General features: G+C 34.2%; 18 protein-coding genes and 1 pseudogene. 18 read left to right on the top strand and 1 reads right to left on the bottom strand.

Annotated features, from left to right (window positions below):
• Nucleotides 1-2: 2 nt before the first annotated feature.
• The 9 genes from AW14_RS01760 (at nt 3) to AW14_RS01715 (ending at nt 7,590) form a co-directional block, all read left to right on the top strand.
• On the top strand, nt 3-302 hold the full coding sequence (locus AW14_RS01760; protein WP_245617638.1) for a four helix bundle protein: 300 nt from the start codon (nt 3-5) through the stop codon (nt 300-302).
• Between the two features lie 36 nt (nt 303-338).
• Nucleotides 339-1,268, top strand: a complete 930-nt coding sequence (locus AW14_RS01755; RefSeq protein ID WP_044637245.1) for a mevalonate kinase family protein — start codon at nt 339-341, stop codon at nt 1,266-1,268.
• Between the two features lie 48 nt (nt 1,269-1,316).
• Nucleotides 1,317-2,222 (top strand): geranylgeranylglycerol-phosphate geranylgeranyltransferase, encoded by a 906-nt coding sequence (locus AW14_RS01750; RefSeq protein WP_044637244.1) that lies wholly within the window; start codon nt 1,317-1,319, stop codon nt 2,220-2,222.
• A 58-nt stretch (nt 2,223-2,280) separates the two neighbouring features.
• Nucleotides 2,281-3,153: a pseudouridine synthase gene (locus AW14_RS01745; protein ID WP_044637243.1), complete on the top strand. Its 873-nt coding sequence runs from the start codon at nt 2,281-2,283 to the stop codon at nt 3,151-3,153.
• Between the two features lie 520 nt (nt 3,154-3,673).
• Nucleotides 3,674-5,071, top strand: coding sequence for an arginine decarboxylase (locus AW14_RS01735; protein WP_044637241.1), 1,398 nt, complete (start codon nt 3,674-3,676; stop codon nt 5,069-5,071).
• A complete protein-coding gene (gene speB, locus AW14_RS01730; RefSeq protein ID WP_044637240.1) occupies nt 5,061-5,996 on the top strand; it encodes an agmatinase in 936 nt (311 codons plus the stop codon). The genes AW14_RS01735 and speB overlap by 11 nt, the downstream gene beginning before the upstream one ends.
• On the top strand, nt 5,986-6,963 hold the full coding sequence (locus AW14_RS01725) for a deoxyhypusine synthase family protein (RefSeq protein WP_044637239.1): 978 nt from the start codon (nt 5,986-5,988) through the stop codon (nt 6,961-6,963). Before speB ends, AW14_RS01725 begins: the two co-directional genes overlap by 11 nt.
• Before the next feature lie 16 nt (nt 6,964-6,979).
• Nucleotides 6,980-7,345, top strand: coding sequence for a hypothetical protein (locus tag AW14_RS01720; protein ID WP_044637238.1), 366 nt, complete (start codon nt 6,980-6,982; stop codon nt 7,343-7,345).
• 14 nt (nt 7,346-7,359) lie between these two features.
• Nucleotides 7,360-7,590: a hypothetical protein gene (locus AW14_RS01715; RefSeq protein ID WP_044637237.1), complete on the top strand. Its 231-nt coding sequence runs from the start codon at nt 7,360-7,362 to the stop codon at nt 7,588-7,590.
• Between the two features lie 112 nt (nt 7,591-7,702).
• On the opposite strand, the gene AW14_RS01710 is transcribed toward AW14_RS01715, so the two are convergent.
• A complete protein-coding gene (locus AW14_RS01710; RefSeq protein WP_316930046.1) occupies nt 7,703-9,028 on the bottom strand; it encodes a glycosyltransferase 87 family protein in 1,326 nt (441 codons plus the stop codon).
• A 249-nt stretch (nt 9,029-9,277) separates the two neighbouring features.
• Between AW14_RS01710 and mce the strand changes: the two genes are divergently transcribed.
• The 9 genes and pseudogenes from mce to scpA all read left to right on the top strand — a co-directional run bounded on the left by mce (nt 9,278) and on the right by scpA (nt 18,783).
• The gene (gene mce, locus AW14_RS01705; protein WP_044637235.1) at nt 9,278-9,682 is read left to right on the top strand and encodes a methylmalonyl-CoA epimerase; all 405 of its coding nucleotides are present in this window, start codon (nt 9,278-9,280) and stop codon (nt 9,680-9,682) included.
• Nucleotides 9,683-9,720: 38 nt separating this feature from the next.
• Nucleotides 9,721-11,266, top strand: a pseudogene (locus tag AW14_RS01700) (acyl-CoA carboxylase subunit beta).
• Nucleotides 11,266-11,628, top strand: a complete 363-nt coding sequence (locus AW14_RS01695) for an OadG family protein (RefSeq protein WP_044637234.1) — start codon at nt 11,266-11,268, stop codon at nt 11,626-11,628. The pseudogene AW14_RS01700 and the gene AW14_RS01695 overlap by 1 nt, the downstream one beginning before the upstream one ends.
• Nucleotides 11,629-11,667: 39 nt before the next feature.
• Complete coding sequence (locus tag AW14_RS01690; RefSeq protein ID WP_044637233.1) at nt 11,668-12,090, top strand: biotin/lipoyl-containing protein; 423 nt, start codon at nt 11,668-11,670, stop codon at nt 12,088-12,090.
• 64 nt (nt 12,091-12,154) lie between these two features.
• Entirely contained in the window at nt 12,155-13,474 is a 1,320-nt protein-coding gene (locus AW14_RS01685) for a sodium ion-translocating decarboxylase subunit beta (protein ID WP_044637232.1), read from the top strand.
• 46 nt (nt 13,475-13,520) lie between these two features.
• Nucleotides 13,521-14,810, top strand: coding sequence for an acetyl-CoA hydrolase/transferase family protein (locus AW14_RS01680; RefSeq protein WP_044637231.1), 1,290 nt, complete (start codon nt 13,521-13,523; stop codon nt 14,808-14,810).
• Nucleotides 14,811-14,837: 27 nt separating this feature from the next.
• Nucleotides 14,838-15,380, top strand: a complete 543-nt coding sequence (locus tag AW14_RS01675) for a hypothetical protein (protein WP_044637230.1) — start codon at nt 14,838-14,840, stop codon at nt 15,378-15,380.
• Nucleotides 15,368-16,654 (top strand): methylmalonyl-CoA mutase family protein, encoded by a 1,287-nt coding sequence (locus tag AW14_RS01670; protein WP_084708728.1) that lies wholly within the window; start codon nt 15,368-15,370, stop codon nt 16,652-16,654. The genes AW14_RS01675 and AW14_RS01670 overlap by 13 nt, the downstream gene beginning before the upstream one ends.
• Nucleotides 16,651-18,783, top strand: a complete 2,133-nt coding sequence (scpA, locus tag AW14_RS01665; protein WP_044637228.1) for a methylmalonyl-CoA mutase — start codon at nt 16,651-16,653, stop codon at nt 18,781-18,783. Before AW14_RS01670 ends, scpA begins: the two co-directional genes overlap by 4 nt.
• The last annotated feature ends 2 nt before the right edge of the window (nt 18,784-18,785 follow it).

The following is an 18,785-nucleotide window of genomic DNA, read 5'->3' as shown; positions in this document are numbered from 1 at the left end:
AAATTGTAAATTTATATAGAGAATTGGCTTACAATCAAAAAGAGTATGTCATGTCCAAGCAGTTATTAAAATCAGTGACATCGATTGGAGCTAATATTAGGGAAGCTGAATTTGCACAAAGTAAGCTTGATTTTATTAACAAAATGTCTATTAGTTTAAAAGAAGCAAATGAAACAATTTATTGGTTAGATCTTCTTTTTGAAACAAAATTTATAGATAAAAAAACTTTTGATAATTATAAGTCTAAATCTGAAGAGATGATAAAATTATTAGTTAGTATTGTTAAGTCAGCCAAAGAATAATTTTTCATTTTAAATTATTAATTTTTCATTCTAAATATGAAAGGACCACTATTTTATTCAAAAATATTACTCTTTGGAGAATATGGAATCATCAAAGATTCCAAAGGTTTATCGATACCTTATAATTTTTATAACGGTGCTTTAAAAAGAAGTGAAAATCCTTCGGAAGCAGCTATAAAATCAAATGAAAGTTTAAAAAGATTTGCTACGTATTTGGCCGATATTAATCCAGATTTAGTGGTTTTCGATTTAGAGGCATTAAACAGCGATATCGAAGCGGGTATGTACTTCGATTCTTCGATACCACAAGGTTATGGTGTTGGAAGTAGCGGTGCTTTAGTTGCTGCGATTTACGATAAATATGCTCAAAATAAAATTACCGTTTTAGAGAATTTAACAAGAGATAAATTGTTAACTCTAAAAACAATTTTTTCTGAAATGGAATCTTTTTTCCACGGAAAATCTTCAGGTTTAGACCCTTTAAATAGTTATTTAAGCATTCCTATTCTTATAAATTCTAAAGATAATATTGAAGCCACCGGTATTCCATCTCAAAAAGCAGATGGTAAAGGCGCTGTGTTTTTAATTGATAGTGGTATTATTGGCGAAACGGCTCCTATGGTTAGCTTGTTCATGGAAAACATGAAGCAGGAAGGCTTTCGTAATATGCTTAAAGACCAATTTATAAAACACACCGATGCTTGTGTGGAAGATTTTTTAAAGGGCGATATCAAATCGTTATTTAAAAACACAAAGCGTTTGTCTAAAGTGGTCCTAAATAACTTTAAACCTATGATACCACAACAGTTTCATGAACTTTGGAAAAAAGGTATTGAAACTAACGAATACTATTTGAAATTATGTGGATCTGGTGGCGGAGGCTATATTTTAGGCTTTACCGAAGATATCGAAAAGGTTAAAAAATCGCTTAAAGATTATAAACTAGAGGTAGTTTACAGTTTCTAAATCTCCAAACTTTGGAGGTTTTTTTAGTACACACTAAATCGTAGTTTTATGTTATCCAGAAAGCAAAAACATATTTTACTTAAGTTTTTTAGTATGTTTTCTGTGGTGCGTGGTTATAATATTTTAGTTATAATCATAGCTCAATATTTAACTTCTATTTTTATACTTGCTCATAAGCTTCCATTGCGGGAGGTTGTTTTAGACCCTAATTTATTAATGCTTGTTCTGGCTTCGGCAGCTACTATTGCGGGAGGTTACATTATTAATAATTTTTATGATTCGGAGAAAGACTTAATCAATCGTCCCATTAAATCGCGGTTAGATAAGTTAATAAGTCAGAATACAAAATTGTCTTTCTATTTTGTGCTTAATTTTTTGGCAGCAATCATGGCGAGTTACGTATCATTTAAGGCGGTGCTGTTTTTTTCTGTATATATTTTTGGTATTTGGTTTTATTCGCATAAGTTAAAAAAGCTACCGTTTATAGGTAATCTCACATCGGCTGTATTAACAATTACCCCATTTTTTGCTATATTTTTATATTTCAAAAACTTTGAACAGGTCATTTTTGTGCATGCTATATTTTTGTTTTTAATAATAAGCATGCGAGAACTAACAAAAGATTTGGAGAATTTACGAGGCGATTTGGTGCAAAATTATCACACCATTCCTGTGGTTTACGGAGAAAGTCTATCGAAAAAAATGCTTGTTTTATTATCTATTTTAGCATTAATACCTATTTATTTATTGCTAACATACTATGAAATTGGCTATATGTATTGGTATTTTTATTTGTGTATAGTCTTGCTTTTATTGTTTTTGTTCGTGTTATATAAATCGGAAACCAAACTCCATTACATCATACTTCATAATATTTTGAAATTTATTATTGTGGCTGGTGTATTTTGTATTTTATTAATAGACGTGAATGTCTTTATTAACAGGTTGTTTTAGTTAATTATAAAACCTATTAATAGTAATTTATAATATATCTTTGCAAAAAAATAAAGTAATGAGTAGAAATCAGGGAACCAGTGGAAAAGGGAAACCTTCAGGAAGAGGGCAGCAAAACGATGGTGGTAAAAATTATAGCAGAAGCAATAATTCCAAAACTAAAAGTTTTGCAAGAGGAAATGCGCCTATTAAAAAAGCAGTAACTACTCAGAAATCATCCAATCCAGATGAAATTAGATTAAACAAATACGTGGCTAATTCTGGCTTGTGCTCACGTCGTGAGGCCGATGTGCATATTGCAACAGGTCTGGTTACCGTTAACGGTAAAGTTATTACCGAAATGGGTTATAAAGTTAAAATTGGAGACGAAGTTCGTTACGATGGTTCACGCATCAACCCAGAGAAAAAAGCATACGTTTTATTAAATAAACCAAAAGGGTTTGCAACAACCACCAGCGAAGGTAAAGGAAGAACCGTAATGGATTTGGTGGCTAATGCAACATCTTCAAGAATTAAACCTATTGGTCGTCTGGGTAGAAATTCTAAGGGCTTACTGTTATTTACTAACGATGAAGAGATAGCGAAAAAATTCACCAATTCTAAACATGGTGTGCCTAGATTATTTCATATTGAACTTGATAAGAATTTAAAGTTAGAAGATTTAAAGAAAATACAAGAAGGATTTAAAATTGAAGGAAAATTATTTTCGGTTGAAGAAATAAGTTATATCGATGGCGCTTCAAAAAAAGAAATTGGTTTAAAAATTAAAAATACGGGTAACACCTTAGTGCGAACTATTTTTGATTATTTAAAATACGAAATAGTAAACTTAGATTGCGTTGCCATTGGGCATTTAACAAAAAAAGATATTCCGCGTGGTAGCTGGAAACACCTAACAGAGCAAGAGTTAAATACGCTTAAAATGCTGTAATTACTAGGTTTCAAAATTTAATGAGCTATAATACGACCAAATAACCTGGTTTTTATTGTAGCTTTTTTTAGTTTTAGCGGGTTTTAGTAATTGAAAAAACATCTGTTTTATTCATAAATAAAACAGATTAAAAACCACTGTCAGCCTCGTTTTGTGGGTAATAAATAGCCCTCATTTTAGGCTTAAAAAAAAATTCAAAAAAAAAATTCAAAAAAGGATAAAATTAAAATTTTTATATTTCATTTGTAACGTAATATGCTGAACAAATTGAAACGTGTTTTTGTGTTCGGGCTTTTGGAAAATTGGAAGTTATTTTCAAGAGCAGCTTATAGAAAAAGTAACCGAATTTTAAAGCTTACTTCTGCTTACAACATTGCTGCTAGTCAGCATATTTATGGCTTTGTACCTACTACACAAAGTCAAATCCAAATTTGATTAGTAGAGATTATAATTTGATTAGAGACACAGGTTTCTTAACTTTAAAAAAAATAATTTCAACTATTGCATCAAAAAATAAATAATGAATACGAAATACATTGATTTAATTAATCAGTCTTTTTATTTTCCACAGGAAGAATTTACTTTAAATGATAAATACTTAGAATTTCATGGTATTGACCTTATGGGATTGGTAGAAGAGTATGGAGCGCCTTTAAAATTTACCTATCTTCCTCAAATTTCTAACAACATCAATCGTGCAAAAGGTTGGTTTGAAAAAGCTATAAAAGCCAATAAATACAAAGGGAAATACAATTATTGTTACTGTACAAAAAGCTCGCATTTTAAACATGTGCTAGATGAAGCTTTAAAAAATGATATTCATATAGAAACCTCTTCAGCGTTTGATATTGATATTGTTGAAAGTTTAAAAGCCGAAGGTAAAATAACAGACAAAACCTTCGTTATTAGTAATGGTTTTAAAAGAGATCAATACATTAAAAATATTGGAAGATTAATTAATAACGGTCATAAAAATTGCATTCCAATTATTGACAATTATGAAGAAATCGATTTGCTTTCTCAAGAAATTAAAGGCAAATTTAACATTGGAATTCGTATTGCATCCGAAGAAGAACCAAAATTTGAGTTTTATACTTCACGATTAGGTATTGGTTATAAAAACATTCTGCCTTTTTACAGAAGCCAGATTAAAGAAAATAAAAAGGTTAAGCTTAAAATGCTTCACTTCTTTATAAATACAGGTATTCGCGACAATGCTTATTATTGGAACGAACTTACTAAATGTTTAAAAGTATATACTAGTTTAAAACGTATTTGCCCTAGTTTAGATAGTTTAAATATTGGCGGCGGATTTCCTATAAAAAACTCTTTAGCTTTCGATTTTGACTATGAATATATGGTTAGTGAAATTGTTAACCAGATTAAATTAGTTTGTGAAGAGGAAGAAGTGGCTGTTCCCAATATTTTTACCGAGTTTGGTGGTTTTACAGTAGGCGAAAGTGGCGGTGCTATTTACGAGGTATTATACCAAAAACAACAAAACGACCGTGAAAAATGGAATATGATTAACTCATCATTCATTACAACTTTGCCAGATACTTGGGCTATTAACAAACGTTTTGTAATGCTGCCGGTAAATAGATGGAATGAAAGTTACGAACGTGTTTTACTAGGTGGATTAACCTGCGATAGTGACGATTATTACAACAGTGAACAGCATATGAATGCTATTTACTTACCAAAATATAATAAAGAAAAGCCTTTATACATAGGGTTTTTTAATACGGGTGCGTATCAAGAGACCATTGGTGGTTTTGGAGGCTTACAACACTGTTTAATTCCATCGCCAAAACATATTTTAATTGATAGAGATGCCGATGGCAACATAACAACTAAACTATTTAGTGAACAACAAAAAAGTGAAGACTTACTTAAAATTTTAGGTTATGCAGACTAAGACATATGCTAATATCCCGGAAGAGTTTGGGAAATTAGAAAGTGCCAAAATAGTTTTAATTCCGGTGTCTTACGACAGCGAAAGTGTAGCGCAAAAGGGCAGTGTTAACGGTCCAGAAGCTTTTCTTAAGGCTTCAAGAAAAATGGAACTTTACGATATCGAAACTGATACCGAAGTTTATAAGCAAGGAGTATATTTAGTTGATGAATTAGAATATAACTCTGCCGAAGCTATGGTTGATGCAGTGCATCAAGCCACAAAAACCCACATTAAAAAAAATAAATTTGTAACTGTTTTTGGTAGTGAGCATACAGTTTCAATTGGAACCATTCGTGCTTTCAATGAAATGTACCCTAGTTTAACAGTATTAAATATTGGAGCACACGCCAATGTGCGTAAAAGCTACAAAGGCAGTACATTAAACTATGCTTGTGCACTGCATGAAGCTAGTCAGAATACCAATTTAATTCAGGTTGGTGTACGTTCTATGAGCGCTAAAGAGAAAACCATTTTAGATGTTGAAAAAACATTTTTTGCTCATGAAATGGCTCTGGATGATAGTTGGAGTGATGCAGCTATAGATCAAATGACAGATAATGTGTTTATCAATTTTAATTTAAACGCTCTAGATATTTCTATATTTCCAAACACAGCAGCTCCATTACCAGGAGGTTTGTTTTGGTACGAAACTTTAGAGTTTCTTAAACAAGTATTTGCAGAGAAAAATGTTGTAGGTTTTGATATGGTTGAGCTTTGCCCAAATGCCAATCAAAAATCTTCAGATTTTCTTGCAGCAAAATTGTATTATAAAATGTTAAGTTATAAATTTATGGACCAAGAAGTAGGTGACGATTATGACAATACCTACGAAAATGCAAAACAAAAAAATAACGCAACAAAATTTAACGAAGACGATGAGTACTAAAGGCCCTATTTCTCAATTTATTGAAAAAAACTATTTACACTTTAACGCAGCAGCTTTAGTTGATGCAGCTAAAGGGTATGAAACTCATTTGCTCGAAGGCGGAAAAATGATGGTTACCCTAGCTGGAGCTATGAGTACTGCCGAATTAGGCAAATCTTTAGCAGAAATGATTCGTCAAGATAAAATTCATATTATTTCATGTACTGGTGCAAACCTTGAAGAGGATATTATGAATTTAGTAGCGCATAATTCTTATAAGAGAGTCCCTAATTACCGCGATTTATCACCGCAAGAAGAATGGGATTTATTAGAAAATCATTACAACCGTGTTACCGATACTTGTATTCCAGAGGAAGAAGCATTCAGACGTTTACAATCGCATTTGTATGATATCTGGAATAAAGCAGATAAATCGGGAGAACGTTATTTCCCGCATGAGTTTATGTATCAAATGCTAAACTCTGGAGTTTTAGAGCAGTACTATGAAATAGATCCTAAAGATTCATGGATGATTGCTGCTGCCGAAAAAAACCTACCAATTGTAGTTCCAGGTTGGGAAGACAGTACCATGGGTAATATTTTTGCATCCTACTGTATAAAAGGCGAATTTAAAGCTTCAACAACAAAAAGTGGTATCGAATACATGATGTGGTTAGCAGACTGGTATCCTAAAAACTCAGCTGGTAAAGGTGTAGGCTTTTTCCAAATAGGAGGCGGTATTGCTGGCGATTTCCCAATTTGCGTAGTGCCTATGTTGTATCAAGATATGGAAATGCACGATATACCGTTTTGGAGCTATTTTTGTCAAATTAGCGACTCAACTACAAGTTACGGCTCTTATTCTGGCGCCGTGCCTAACGAAAAAATTACCTGGGGTAAACTAGATATAGATACTCCTAAATATATAATTGAAAGTGATGCAACTATTGTAGCACCACTTGTTTTTGCTTACTTATTAGACCAATAACCAACCCAAATACAAAATGTTACGCAAAATTGTAGATTACAAAAAATTGAACGAAGATATTTTAAATCTTTTAGTAGAAAAGTTTCCTGATGGTTACGATGAAACAGACATCATTTCATTTAGAAACGCCCAAAACGAAATCATTGAAGCTGTAGAAGTTCGTACCGATGATACCATTTACTTAGTAAAAGTTGGTAAACGTCTTGTTCAGGCAATGGAAGACTTTGGAGACGATGATGGTGATGATGTAGCTGATGATTCGGTAGATTTTGAAGAAGTAAAGGTTGAAGACGCCGATGCAGACGATGACGACGACGATGACGATCCAACGGATATTCCAGACGTTGCAGATGATGAAGACGGTGAAGACGATGAAGATTAATTAAATTATATAAAATGAGAACAGCTGTTTTTAAGTCTTACATAAAAGGTTATTACACGTTTTGGTTTGAAAATGGAGAAGAGTTGGTGTTTGAGGAAGTACATCCAAGAGTATTAAAACAATTCGATTTAAAAAATGATAAAAGTCTAATCGATAAAACTTTTAAAATCGTTTTTGTTGAAGATTTTGAAGATGACGATGAAGAAATTGTTATTTATAGGGTAGAAAGTTTAAAGCCCATATAAAGTAAATTTTAATCATCTTTTATTTTAGTTTTAAGTAGTAAAATATTTAAAATTATAAATTGAGATTCCTAGTTATTGTTCTAGGGTTAGAATTTTTTGCGAAATATATTTATTATGAAAGCTGCTTTTTAGCGGCTTTTTTTATAACCATTTCCCAAATTAAATAGCCGTAAACAATGCTGTATTCCAGTCCAATAATCCATAGGTTTTCAGACTTGTCGGAACTATCTACATTCAAATAAGACAAGTAACTTAATATAACAACAAAACTCCAAACTAGCGGAAATTTATATTCCGTAAAAATTGATAATATTAAAAGTGTTGCTATATACCATGGGTGTACAGTGGTCGACATGAAAAAATAAAAAGATAATACCAAAAGCATACTTGTTATTAAATCTTTGGTTGTATCGTTTTTTCTTAAAAGCGCTATGGCTAATGTAAAAATAACAGTTAATACAGAAATCCCTTTACCAATAATAGCAATTTCATTATATCCTCTAAAGGTATAGCCAATAGATCGGGCCAAGTAGTAAATACTCGCATTAAATTCAAAGGTAGTAAACCATAAACCAACGGTTTTATAATAGTTTGTAATAAATTCATTCGAGTAAAATGGTATAAAAACAGCTATGGTAGTTAATATTGTAAGGGTGTAAAAAACAAATAGGCGTTTATAATCCCAATGCTGTTTGTTTTTTGAAAACCATTTTAAAAATAAAGGTAGTAATATAATGGGGATTAATTTGGTAGAAATTGATAAGGCAAAAACAACGGAAGCCCATTGCCATTTTTTTTGATGCAGTAAATACAAACTCCAAATTAAAAAGAAGATCATCACGCCTTCAAAATGTAAATTACCTGTAAGCTCTATAATAATAAACGGATTTAGGATGTACCAAAAAATATAATGTTCAGGTAAATTCAGTTTATTAAGTAATTTTTTTCCAAAATATAGTGTACCAAAATCAGCAGCAATAATCAAAAATCTCAAAACAACTACAGAACCTAATATACTTTTATTAGCCAGTAATGCCGCTATAAAAAAACAGAGTTGGTTTATTGGAGGATAATTGGTGAAATGGCTGGCATTAAGCGAGCCCATACCTTCAAATAAAATTTGTGCCTGAGATACCGGTAATGTTTGCGCGTTAATAAAGCTTTCTACATTATATAAGTAGGGATTAAAACCTTGCAGAAGCATTCTTCCATCCCAAATAAAACGATAGAAATCTTGAGATAAATTGGGAATGGCTAAAATGAAAATAGCTCTAAAACTAAAAGCAATATAGGTAAGTGCTTTAATATTGTTTTTTAGTTCTTGTATGAGTTTGTAAAACAAAAAAAACAAGGCGCCATATAAAGTAACAAGATTAATGTAATCTGTTCTAATAAGATTGTAAGCAAAAGTAAAATAGCATGCTATGCTAGCTAGCACAAATATTAGGCTAGTTTTTTGGTTTTTTAAAAACGTATTGATTGTTAACATAAGGTAAATATACTTTAATTGAATTTAGATTTTGTATTGGTAGTAATAATCAATTTTAAATTACAAAACCAACTATTACGTTGTAGTTAATAACTACAAAAAATTGTTCTAATTACATGACATTCATCATGAAAATTCCTAGGTCATTCTCCTAATTTTGATAGACTTAAAAGAATAAACTAACATAAATTAAGCGTTATGAATATTTCTCATATAGAACATATCGGTATTGCTGTCGATAATTTAGAAGAAGCCATTACATATTATGAAAACGTTTTAGGAATGAAATGTTATGCCATAGAAGAGGTTGTCGATCAAAAAGTGAAGACAGCCTTTTTTTTGGTAGGTACTACAAAAATTGAATTATTAGAAAGTACTACTCCCGATGGCCCTATAGGCAAATTTATTGCTAAAAAAGGGCAAGGTATTCACCACATTGCCTTCGCTGTAAACGATACAGATGAAGCATTAAAAATGGCAGAAGAAAGTGGTGTTACTTTAATTGATAAACAAGCAAGAAAAGGCGCCGAGGGTTTAAATATTGGTTTTCTTCATCCGAAATCAACTTTGGGTGTTCTTACCGAGTTGTGCTCAAAAAATTAAAGTGATTAAAGTGAAATAATTGTCTAAATAAATAACTTATGGCAAATCAAGTTAAAATTAACGAACTCATTGAAAAAAGAGCAAAAGCTAAATTAGGTGGTGGAGAAAAACGAATCGATTCGCAACACGCTAAGGGTAAGTTAACGGCTCGCGAAAGAATTGAAATTCTTTTAGATGATAACAGCTTTGAGGAGTTCGATATGTTTGTTACGCACAGAACTAAATCTTTCGGATTAGATAAAGAAATTTATCTCTCGGATGGGGTGGTTACTGGGCACGGTACTATCGATGGCAGAATTGTTTACATTTTTGCTCAGGATTTTACAGTTTTTGGGGGTTCCCTTTCTGAAACGTATGCCTTAAAAATTTGTAAAATTATGGACATGGCCATGAAAATTGGTGTCCCCGTAATCGGACTTAACGATAGTGGAGGTGCCCGTATTCAAGAAGGTGTAAGGTCTCTGGCGGGTTATGCCGAGATTTTTCAAAGAAATATTATGGCTTCAGGTGTTATTCCTCAAATTTCATCCATTTTAGGTCCTTGTGCAGGTGGGGCTGTATATTCACCAGCACTTACAGATTTTACTATCATGACCGATCAAACAAGTAGGTCCTAAAGTTGTTAAATCGGTTACGGGTGAAGTTGTAACAACCGAGCAACTGGGAGGAGCAACCATACATTCTACAAAATCTGGAGTGTCTCATTTTTTAGCCGAAAATGATGAGGAAAATTTATTGCTAATACGAAAATTATTAAGCTACCTTCCATCTAATAATCTTGAAGAACCACCTAGCGTATCGACTTCCGATCCAATCGACCGACTCGATGATGTTTTAAATACCATAATTCCGGAAAATGCGAATCAGGCTTACGATATTGTTGATGTTATTTCAATTTTAACCGATAACAGCGAATTTTTAGAAGTTCATAGAAATTATGCTAAAAATATTGTTGTCGGGTTTGCAAGATTTAACGGGCGTTCTGTTGGTATTGTTGCCAATCAGCCAAAATTTTATGCTGGAGTTTTAGATTGTGAAGCTTCAAGAAAAGCTGCCCGGTTTGTTCGTTTTTGCGATGCCTTTAATATACCCATAGTAACTTTAGTTGATGTGCCAGGATTTTTACCAGGCACAGGTCAGGAGTACGCTGGGATCATTCTTCATGGAGCTAAATTGCTTTTTGCTTACGGAGAAGCTACGGTACCAAAAGTAACCATAACATTACGAAAATCTTATGGAGGTGCACACGATGTGATGAGCTGTAAACAGTTGCGTGGCGATTTAAACTACGCTTGGCCAACGGCAGAAATTGCCGTTATGGGTGCCAAAGGCGCGGTGGAAGTTTTAGAAGGTTCTAACATTAGAAAAATAGAAGATGCCAACGAAAAACTTCATTTTATAGAAGAAAAAGAAAACGAATACAACACCAAATTTGCGAACCCATATGTGGCTGCTAAATATGGTTTTATAGACGACGTTATCGAGCCAAGAAATACAAGATTCAGAATCATTAGAGCCTTAGAGTTACTGGCAAATAAAAAAGAGGTAAATCCACCTAAAAAACATTCAAACATTCCTTTATAATGACACATTTATTATTATATACCGATGCTATAAGTGAGGGGTACATTATTTTAATTACGGGTTTAATCATTGTTTTTGGGGGATTAATTCTGTTAACAGTTTTCTTTAAATATGGTTTGCCAATAATGCTTTATGTCTATAAAATCATTACCAAAGGACCCGATAAAAAAGTAAAAGAGATTTCACCAAAAGTAAATCAGGCTTTTACAGGCGAAATGGCAGCAGCTATTTCGGTAGCCATACACATGTATTTAAAGGAGCAGCACGACGATGAGAATGCTATTTTAACCATAAAACAGGCCAGAAAAATGTATTCACCTTGGAGTTCTAAAATTTACAGTGCCTACGGTAACAGATTTTAACCATAATCATTTTTTTGCAACCATAAAGCAGTAGTTAACATGAAAAATTTCACATTTAAAATAAACGAAAACAGCTACAGTGTTAAAATTGTTTCACACGAAAGCAACACCATTGATCTTGAAGTTAACGGAACCTCTTATTCTGTTAAAATGAAAGAAGAAATTAAAACCTTAAAAACACCAACATTAGTTCGTAAACCGTCCACAGCAGCGGCCGTAGAACCCGTAAAAGTGAATCCTTCATCTTCTAAAACAAAAATAATAGCTCCTATACCTGGTAATATTTTATCAATTCATGTGAATGTTGGAGATAAGATAAAAACCAACGATTTGCTATTAGTACTTGAAGCCATGAAAATGGAAAACAGTATTGTTTCTGAGTATTCGGGCGTAGTTTCTGCGATTCATGTTAAAGTGGGGCAACAAGTTTTGCAAGGTGAATTAATGATAGAACTGGAATAAAAAGCATACGTCTTTCATTAAAATCAAGATGTTTGGTTTTTTGTAAGGATTAAAATTGAAGCATATGAAGAAAATAATATTAATATTTGGAGTCCTATCGCTACTTGTTTTTATAAGACCTGTATTGGGCTTAAATGCAAAGGCGACCCACACAACCGAAACAACAACCCTTACAGTTTCAGACAATACGGTAGGAGAGAGCTTTGTTTCTGAAGCTTTCAATGGCATTAAACAATTTTACAGTTTCACTGGGTTTGCAAACGCTCAATCTGGTAATTTGATTATGATTTTGGTTGGTATCATTTTTATATATCTGGGAATAAAATTTGATTACGAACCCTTGTTGTTAATTCCTATCGGAATAGGTGTTATTATAGGCAATATTCCGTTTGTAGTTGGAAATCAAACGGGTATTTACGAAGCAGGTTCGGTTTTAAATTATCTGTATTTTGGCGTTGTAAAAGGTATTTATCCGCCACTTATATTCTTGGGTATTGGTGCCATGACCGATTTCTCGTCACTCATTGCAAACCCAAAACTAATGCTTTTAGGTGCTGCTGCTCAAATTGGTGTATTTGCGACTTTTTTAGGAGCGCTTTATTTAGGTTTTAATCTGCCAGAAGCTGGTGCTATTGGTATTATTGGAGGAGCCGATGGGCCAACAGCCATTTTTTTATCATCTAAACTAGCCAACGGCATTAACATTTTACCCGATGGTACTACGGTTAAAAATTTAATTGGTCCTATTGCCATAGCTGCTTATTCATACATGGCATTGGTACCAGTTATTCAACCGCCAATTATGAAATTGCTAACAACCAAAAAGGAGCGTTTAATTAGAATGAAACCTCCAAGAGCAGTTTCGCAAAAAGAAAAAATGATTTTTCCTGTGGTGGCGCTTTTACTAACCACGTTTATTTCGCCAAGTGCCTTGCCTTTGTTAGGGATGTTGTTCTTTGGTAATTTATTAAAAGAATCTGGCCGTACAGAACGTCTTGCCGATACAGCACGTACAAAACTTATAGACATTGTTACGATTTTATTAGGAGTGACTGTTGGGGCTTCTACTCAAGCCGATATTTTCATCACGAAAGATTCTATGATGATTTTTGCTCTGGGTGCCATATCCTTTGTTATCGCCACTATGGGAGGTTTGTTGTTTGCTAAATTCATGAATTTATTTTTAAAAGGCGATGATAAATTGAACCCGCTTATCGGGGCAGCGGGTGTTTCGGCAGTGCCAGATAGTGCTCGTGTAGTTCATGCTGTGGGTTTAAAAGCCGACCCACAGAATTATTTATTAATGCATGCCATGGCACCAAATGTAGCAGGGGTTATTGGCTCTGCAATTGCAGCGGGTATTATTTTAAGTTTTTTAGGATAACCGTGATTTATAAAACAAAATGAGATAAAAATTAAAATGTAACGATATGAATTTACCAAATAAAATGACAGCCGAAGCTGCTGTTAAACTAATAAAATCTGGTGATCGTGTATTAATTCAAGGCGGTTCGGCAACACCTCAAACACTTATTAAAGCCATGGTAGCTAGAGCTCCAGAATTAAAAGGTGTTAAGATTGTTCACTTGCATACCGAAGGCGCTTGTGGTTATATCGCACCAGAGTTAAGAGAAAGTTTTCATACAAGTGCCTTTTTTATAGGAGGCAATATTAGAAAAATGATTGGTGACACCGCCGACTATATTCCTATTTTTTTAAGTGATATTCCTAGTTTATTCCGTCAGGGTTATATGAGTTTAGATGTGGTTTTGGTAAATGTTTCGCCACCAGATCAACACGGATTTTGCTCCTTGGGTGTTTCGGTAGATATTGTTATTTCAGGGATTGAGCAAGGTAAAACTATTATCGCTCAAATTAATCCCAAAATGCCACGAACCTTTGGCGATGCCATCGTTCATATAAACAAGTTTGATGCTTGCGTGGAGGTTGATGAAGAAATTTACGAAATGAAATTTGTTGCACCTTCTGCCGAAGAACAAGCTATTGGTAAAAATATTGCAGGGATTATCGATGATGGCGCAACGCTTCAAATGGGCATCGGAGGTATTCCAAATGCGGTGTTATCGTATTTAATGAATCATAAAAACTTGGGGGTGCATACCGAAATGTTTTCGGAGGGTATTGTAGATTTAGTTGAAAAAGGCATTGTAAATGGTTCTCAAAAAAAGGTCAATCCATATAAAATAGTTTCAGGTTTTGCCATGGGAACCCGACGTTTATATGATTTTATGGATGATAATCCAGAGATTGAAATGCTCGACATTGCCTATGTAAACGATACTTCTATTATAAGACAAAATCCTAAAGTAACGGCTATTAACTCGGCTATTGAAATAGATATCACCGGACAAATCTGTGCCGATTCTATAGGGACAAAAATGTTTTCTGGCGTTGGTGGTCAAATGGATTTTATGCGTGGAGCAGCCTTATCGGAAGGTGGAAAGCCCATTATCGCAGTAACATCAACAACGCTTAAAGGCGTTTCTAAAATTGTACCAACGCTTAAAGAGGGTGCAGGTGTTGTAACAACGCGGGCTCATGCCAGATTTGTTGTAACCGAATATGGTGTTGCCGAATTGTTTGGAAAAACCCTAAGACAACGTGCAGAATCTTTGCGAGATATCGCCCATCCAGACCATCGCGAAACTATAGATCAGGCTATTTTTAAGCGTTTTGGTCATAGTTTAATCATGATTTAATTTTAAGTTAAACCTAACATTATCCTAATGAATACTAATAACGACAAACTTTTTTCAGACTTTAGTCCTGCAACCAAACAGGAATGGATAGAAAAAGTAAATACAGATTTAAAAGGTGAAGATTTTAACAGAAAATTAGTTTGGAAAAACTTAAACGATTTAAATTTTCAACCTTTTTACGATGCGAACGATGCTTTAAATTATGTAACCAAAACTGGGGTAAATGCTTCCAATTTGATTAATTATATAGGCATCGATGTAACAACGGCATCTCAAGGAAATAAAGAAGCGCTTCAGGCTATAAATGAGGGTGTTACCGGACTTGTTTTTAAAGTAGATACAAACATTTCTGTTGTTGAACTTCTTGAACATATTAATATAAATTCTATTGCTGTTTCCTTTAAATTAGGAAATAATGCCTTAAAATTTGCTATCGATTTTTTTGCTTATGTAGAGCAAAATATTACGGAAAGCGCCCATTTAAAAGGGTTTATAGATTTAGGGCTTATTTCTAATTACCTAACAACAGGTGGTTTAATGCATCCTTTTTTGAAGTTATTGAAAGCTTAATTAAACTTTCTAAAGATTATATAAACTATAAAACAGTAACAATTTCTGGAACTGCGTTTTTGGATTCTGGTTCGAATCAGGTTCAAGAAATAGCCTATACATTAAATGCGTTGGTTTTTGTTCTCGAACAGTTATCCGATAGAGGCATGGATATTGAGCCCATATTTAATCATTTACATATAGAATTGGCTGTAGGTTCAGAATATTTTATCGAAATAGCCAAGTTTAGAGCGCTTAACAGTTTGTTGCATGCCGTATCTAAAACGTATGGAGTGACCGATTTTAAACACACCGTAACAGCAAAAACCTCTATTTGGAGCAAGTCTGTTACCGATGCTCATACCAATTTATTACGAGCTACCACCGAGGCCATGTCTGCAATTTTAGGAAATGTAGATGGTGTTTTAATTGATGCTTACGACAACGAATTTAACGCGCCATCGCCATTTTCTAAAAGAATTGCAGGTAATATTTCAACCATTTTAAAAGAAGAGTCTTACTTCGGAAAAGTAGCTAACCCCGTTGATGGTGCTTACTATATTGAAGAGGCAACAACGAAAATTTCAGAAAAGGCCTTAGCACTTTTTAAATCAATTGAAGCACTTGGTGGATTTTACAATGCTTTTGAAAACGAGATCATTCAACAGCAAATTGCAGAAATTCGTCAGGAAAAAATAAAACGAATGAGTCAGCGACGTTTACCTATGGTTGGGGTGAATAAATATCCAAATCTTATGGAGAAAATTTCAGCAACTATGTTATCTGAAGGCGCTAAACCACAAACCAAAGTACTCGTTCCAAGGCGTGCTTCGTTAGAAATTGAAGCCATTAGAAAAACTACCGAAGTTTTAGTAGAAGAAATTAACAAACGACCTATTGTAGAACTTGCAAGTTTTGGTAACTTAACCATGAGAAAAGCCCGAGCCGCTTTTTCTTATGATTTTTTAGGTGTTTCTGGTTTCGAAGTATGGCAGGAAAAGAATTATGAAAGTGCCCAGACAGCTGCTAAAGTGAGTGCGACATCAAATTCGGATGTTGTTGTAATATGCAGTTCAGATCCAGATTACGAAGCAAGTGCTTTAACATTTGTGCAGACTTTTAGGTCACATAACTCAGAAAAAGTACTTTTGTTAGCAGGTAATCCTGTTAATATATTGGATGCGTTGAAAGCAGCAGGTTTAGATGATTGTATTCATATGAAATCGGATGTCATACAAACCATAGCGAAAATTCAGAAAAAAGTTCAAAAAAACATTAAAGCGTTAGAAGTATGAGACGGGATTTTTCAAATCTAGAATTAGATACAGTAACAAAACAGGAAACGATAATTTCAGATAATCAAGATGTTTGGAACACTCCAGAAGGCATACCTGTTAAAAAATATTTTTCAAAACACGATATAGAAAATGCCGAGCATTTAAATTTCGCAGCTGGATTGCCACCTTTTACAAGAGGGCCTTACAGTACCATGTATGTTACACGACCTTGGACCATTCGACAATACGCTGGCTTTTCAACTGCCGAAGAGTCGAATGCTTTTTACAGAAGAAATTTAGCAGCCGGACAAAAAGGGCTTTCAGTGGCATTCGATTTGGCAACCCACCGTGGTTACGATTCCGATCATCCACGCGTTACAGGCGATGTTGGTAAAGCCGGTGTTGCTATAGATTCCATATTAGATATGGAAATTCTGTTCGACCAGATTCCACTAGATAAAATGTCGGTTTCTATGACCATGAACGGGGCCGTTTTACCTATTATGGCCTTTTATATTGCTGCGGCAAAAAAACAAGGAGTTGCTTTAAACGAACTTAGCGGAACCATACAAAATGATATTTTAAAAGAATTCATGGTGCGTAACACGTACATTTATCCGCCCTTACCTTCCATGCGAATTATTGGTGATATTTTCGAATATACCACTAATTACATGCCAAAATTCAACTCCATTTCTATTAGTGGCTACCACATGCAGGAAGCCGGTGCTACCGCCGATATTGAGTTAGCGTACACCTTAGCCGATGGTATGGAATACATTCGAAGGGGGTTAGATTCTGGATTAAAAATTGATGAGTTTGCACCCAGATTATCATTTTTCTGGGCTGTAGGAATGAATCATTTTATGGAAATTGCTAAAATGCGTGCCGCGCGCATGCTTTGGGCAAAAATTGTAAAACAATTCAATCCTAAAAATCCGAAATCGATGGCTTTGCGTACACATAGTCAAACTTCCGGATGGAGTTTAAGTGAGCAAGATCCCTTTAATAATGTAGCCCGAACCTGTATTGAAGCCATGGCTGCTGGTTTAGGCGGTACCCAATCGTTACACACCAACGCCTTAGATGAAGCCATCGCCTTACCAACAGATTTTTCGGCAAGAATTGCACGAAATACCCAAATTTATATTCAAGAAGAAACCCAGATAACTAAATCTGTCGATCCTTGGGCTGGCTCTTATTATGTTGAATATTTAACTCAGGAAATTGCTAAAAAGGCATGGAAACTTATTGAAGAAGTTGAAGCTTTAGGAGGCATGGCAAAAGCCATAGAAACTGGAGTGCCTAAAATGCGAATTGAAGAAGCTTCTGCTAGAAAACAAGCGCGTTTAGATTCTGGACAAGACATTTTAGTAGGGGTAAATAAATTTAAAACAAAAGAAAAATCGAATATTGAAATTTTAGAAGTCGATAATTCGGTGGTTAGGTTATCTCAAATCGAGCGATTAAAAAAATTAAGAGCAAACAGAGATCAAGGAGTTGTTGATGCTAAATTAAAGGCATTAACCGATTGTGCCGAAACAGGACATGGTAATTTATTGGAATTAGCTGTTGAAGCTGCCGAAAATTTTGCAACTTTAGGAGAAATATCGGATGCTTTAGAGGTGCATTTTGGTCGCCATAAAGCCGATAATAAGTTAATTAGTGGTGTTTATAGTAAAGAGGTGAAAAACGATAAAACATTTGAAAAAGCTCAAAAATTAGCCGATACTTTTGCAGAAATTGAAGGTAGAAGACCCCGTGTTATGGTGGCTAAAATGGGACAAGACGGACACGATAGAGGCGCTAAAGTTGTGGCATCGAGTTTTGCAGATTTAGGCTTCGATGTCGATATGGGACCTTTGTTTCAAACCCCCGAAGAGGTTGCAAAACAAGCTGTTGAAAACGATGTGCATTTTGTGGGCGCTTCCAGTTTGGCGGCAGGACATAAAACATTAATTCCGCAGTTAATTGAAGCTTTAAAAGATTTAGGCAGACCCGATATTTTAGTATTTGCTGGTGGCGTTATTCCAGAACAAGATTACAATTATTTATTAGAACGTCATGTTGTTGCAATATTTAGTCCGGGTACCGTTATTTCTGAGGCTGCTATTAAAATAATGGAAAAATATTTGGAGCAAGATTAAAA

The sequence above is a fragment of the Siansivirga zeaxanthinifaciens CC-SAMT-1 genome (assembly GCF_000941055.1).
Lineage (GTDB): Bacteria > Bacteroidota > Bacteroidia > Flavobacteriales > Flavobacteriaceae > Siansivirga > Siansivirga zeaxanthinifaciens.
The sequence above is the reverse complement of the archived record's forward strand: the minus strand, read 5'-3'. Positions and strand labels throughout refer to the sequence as shown.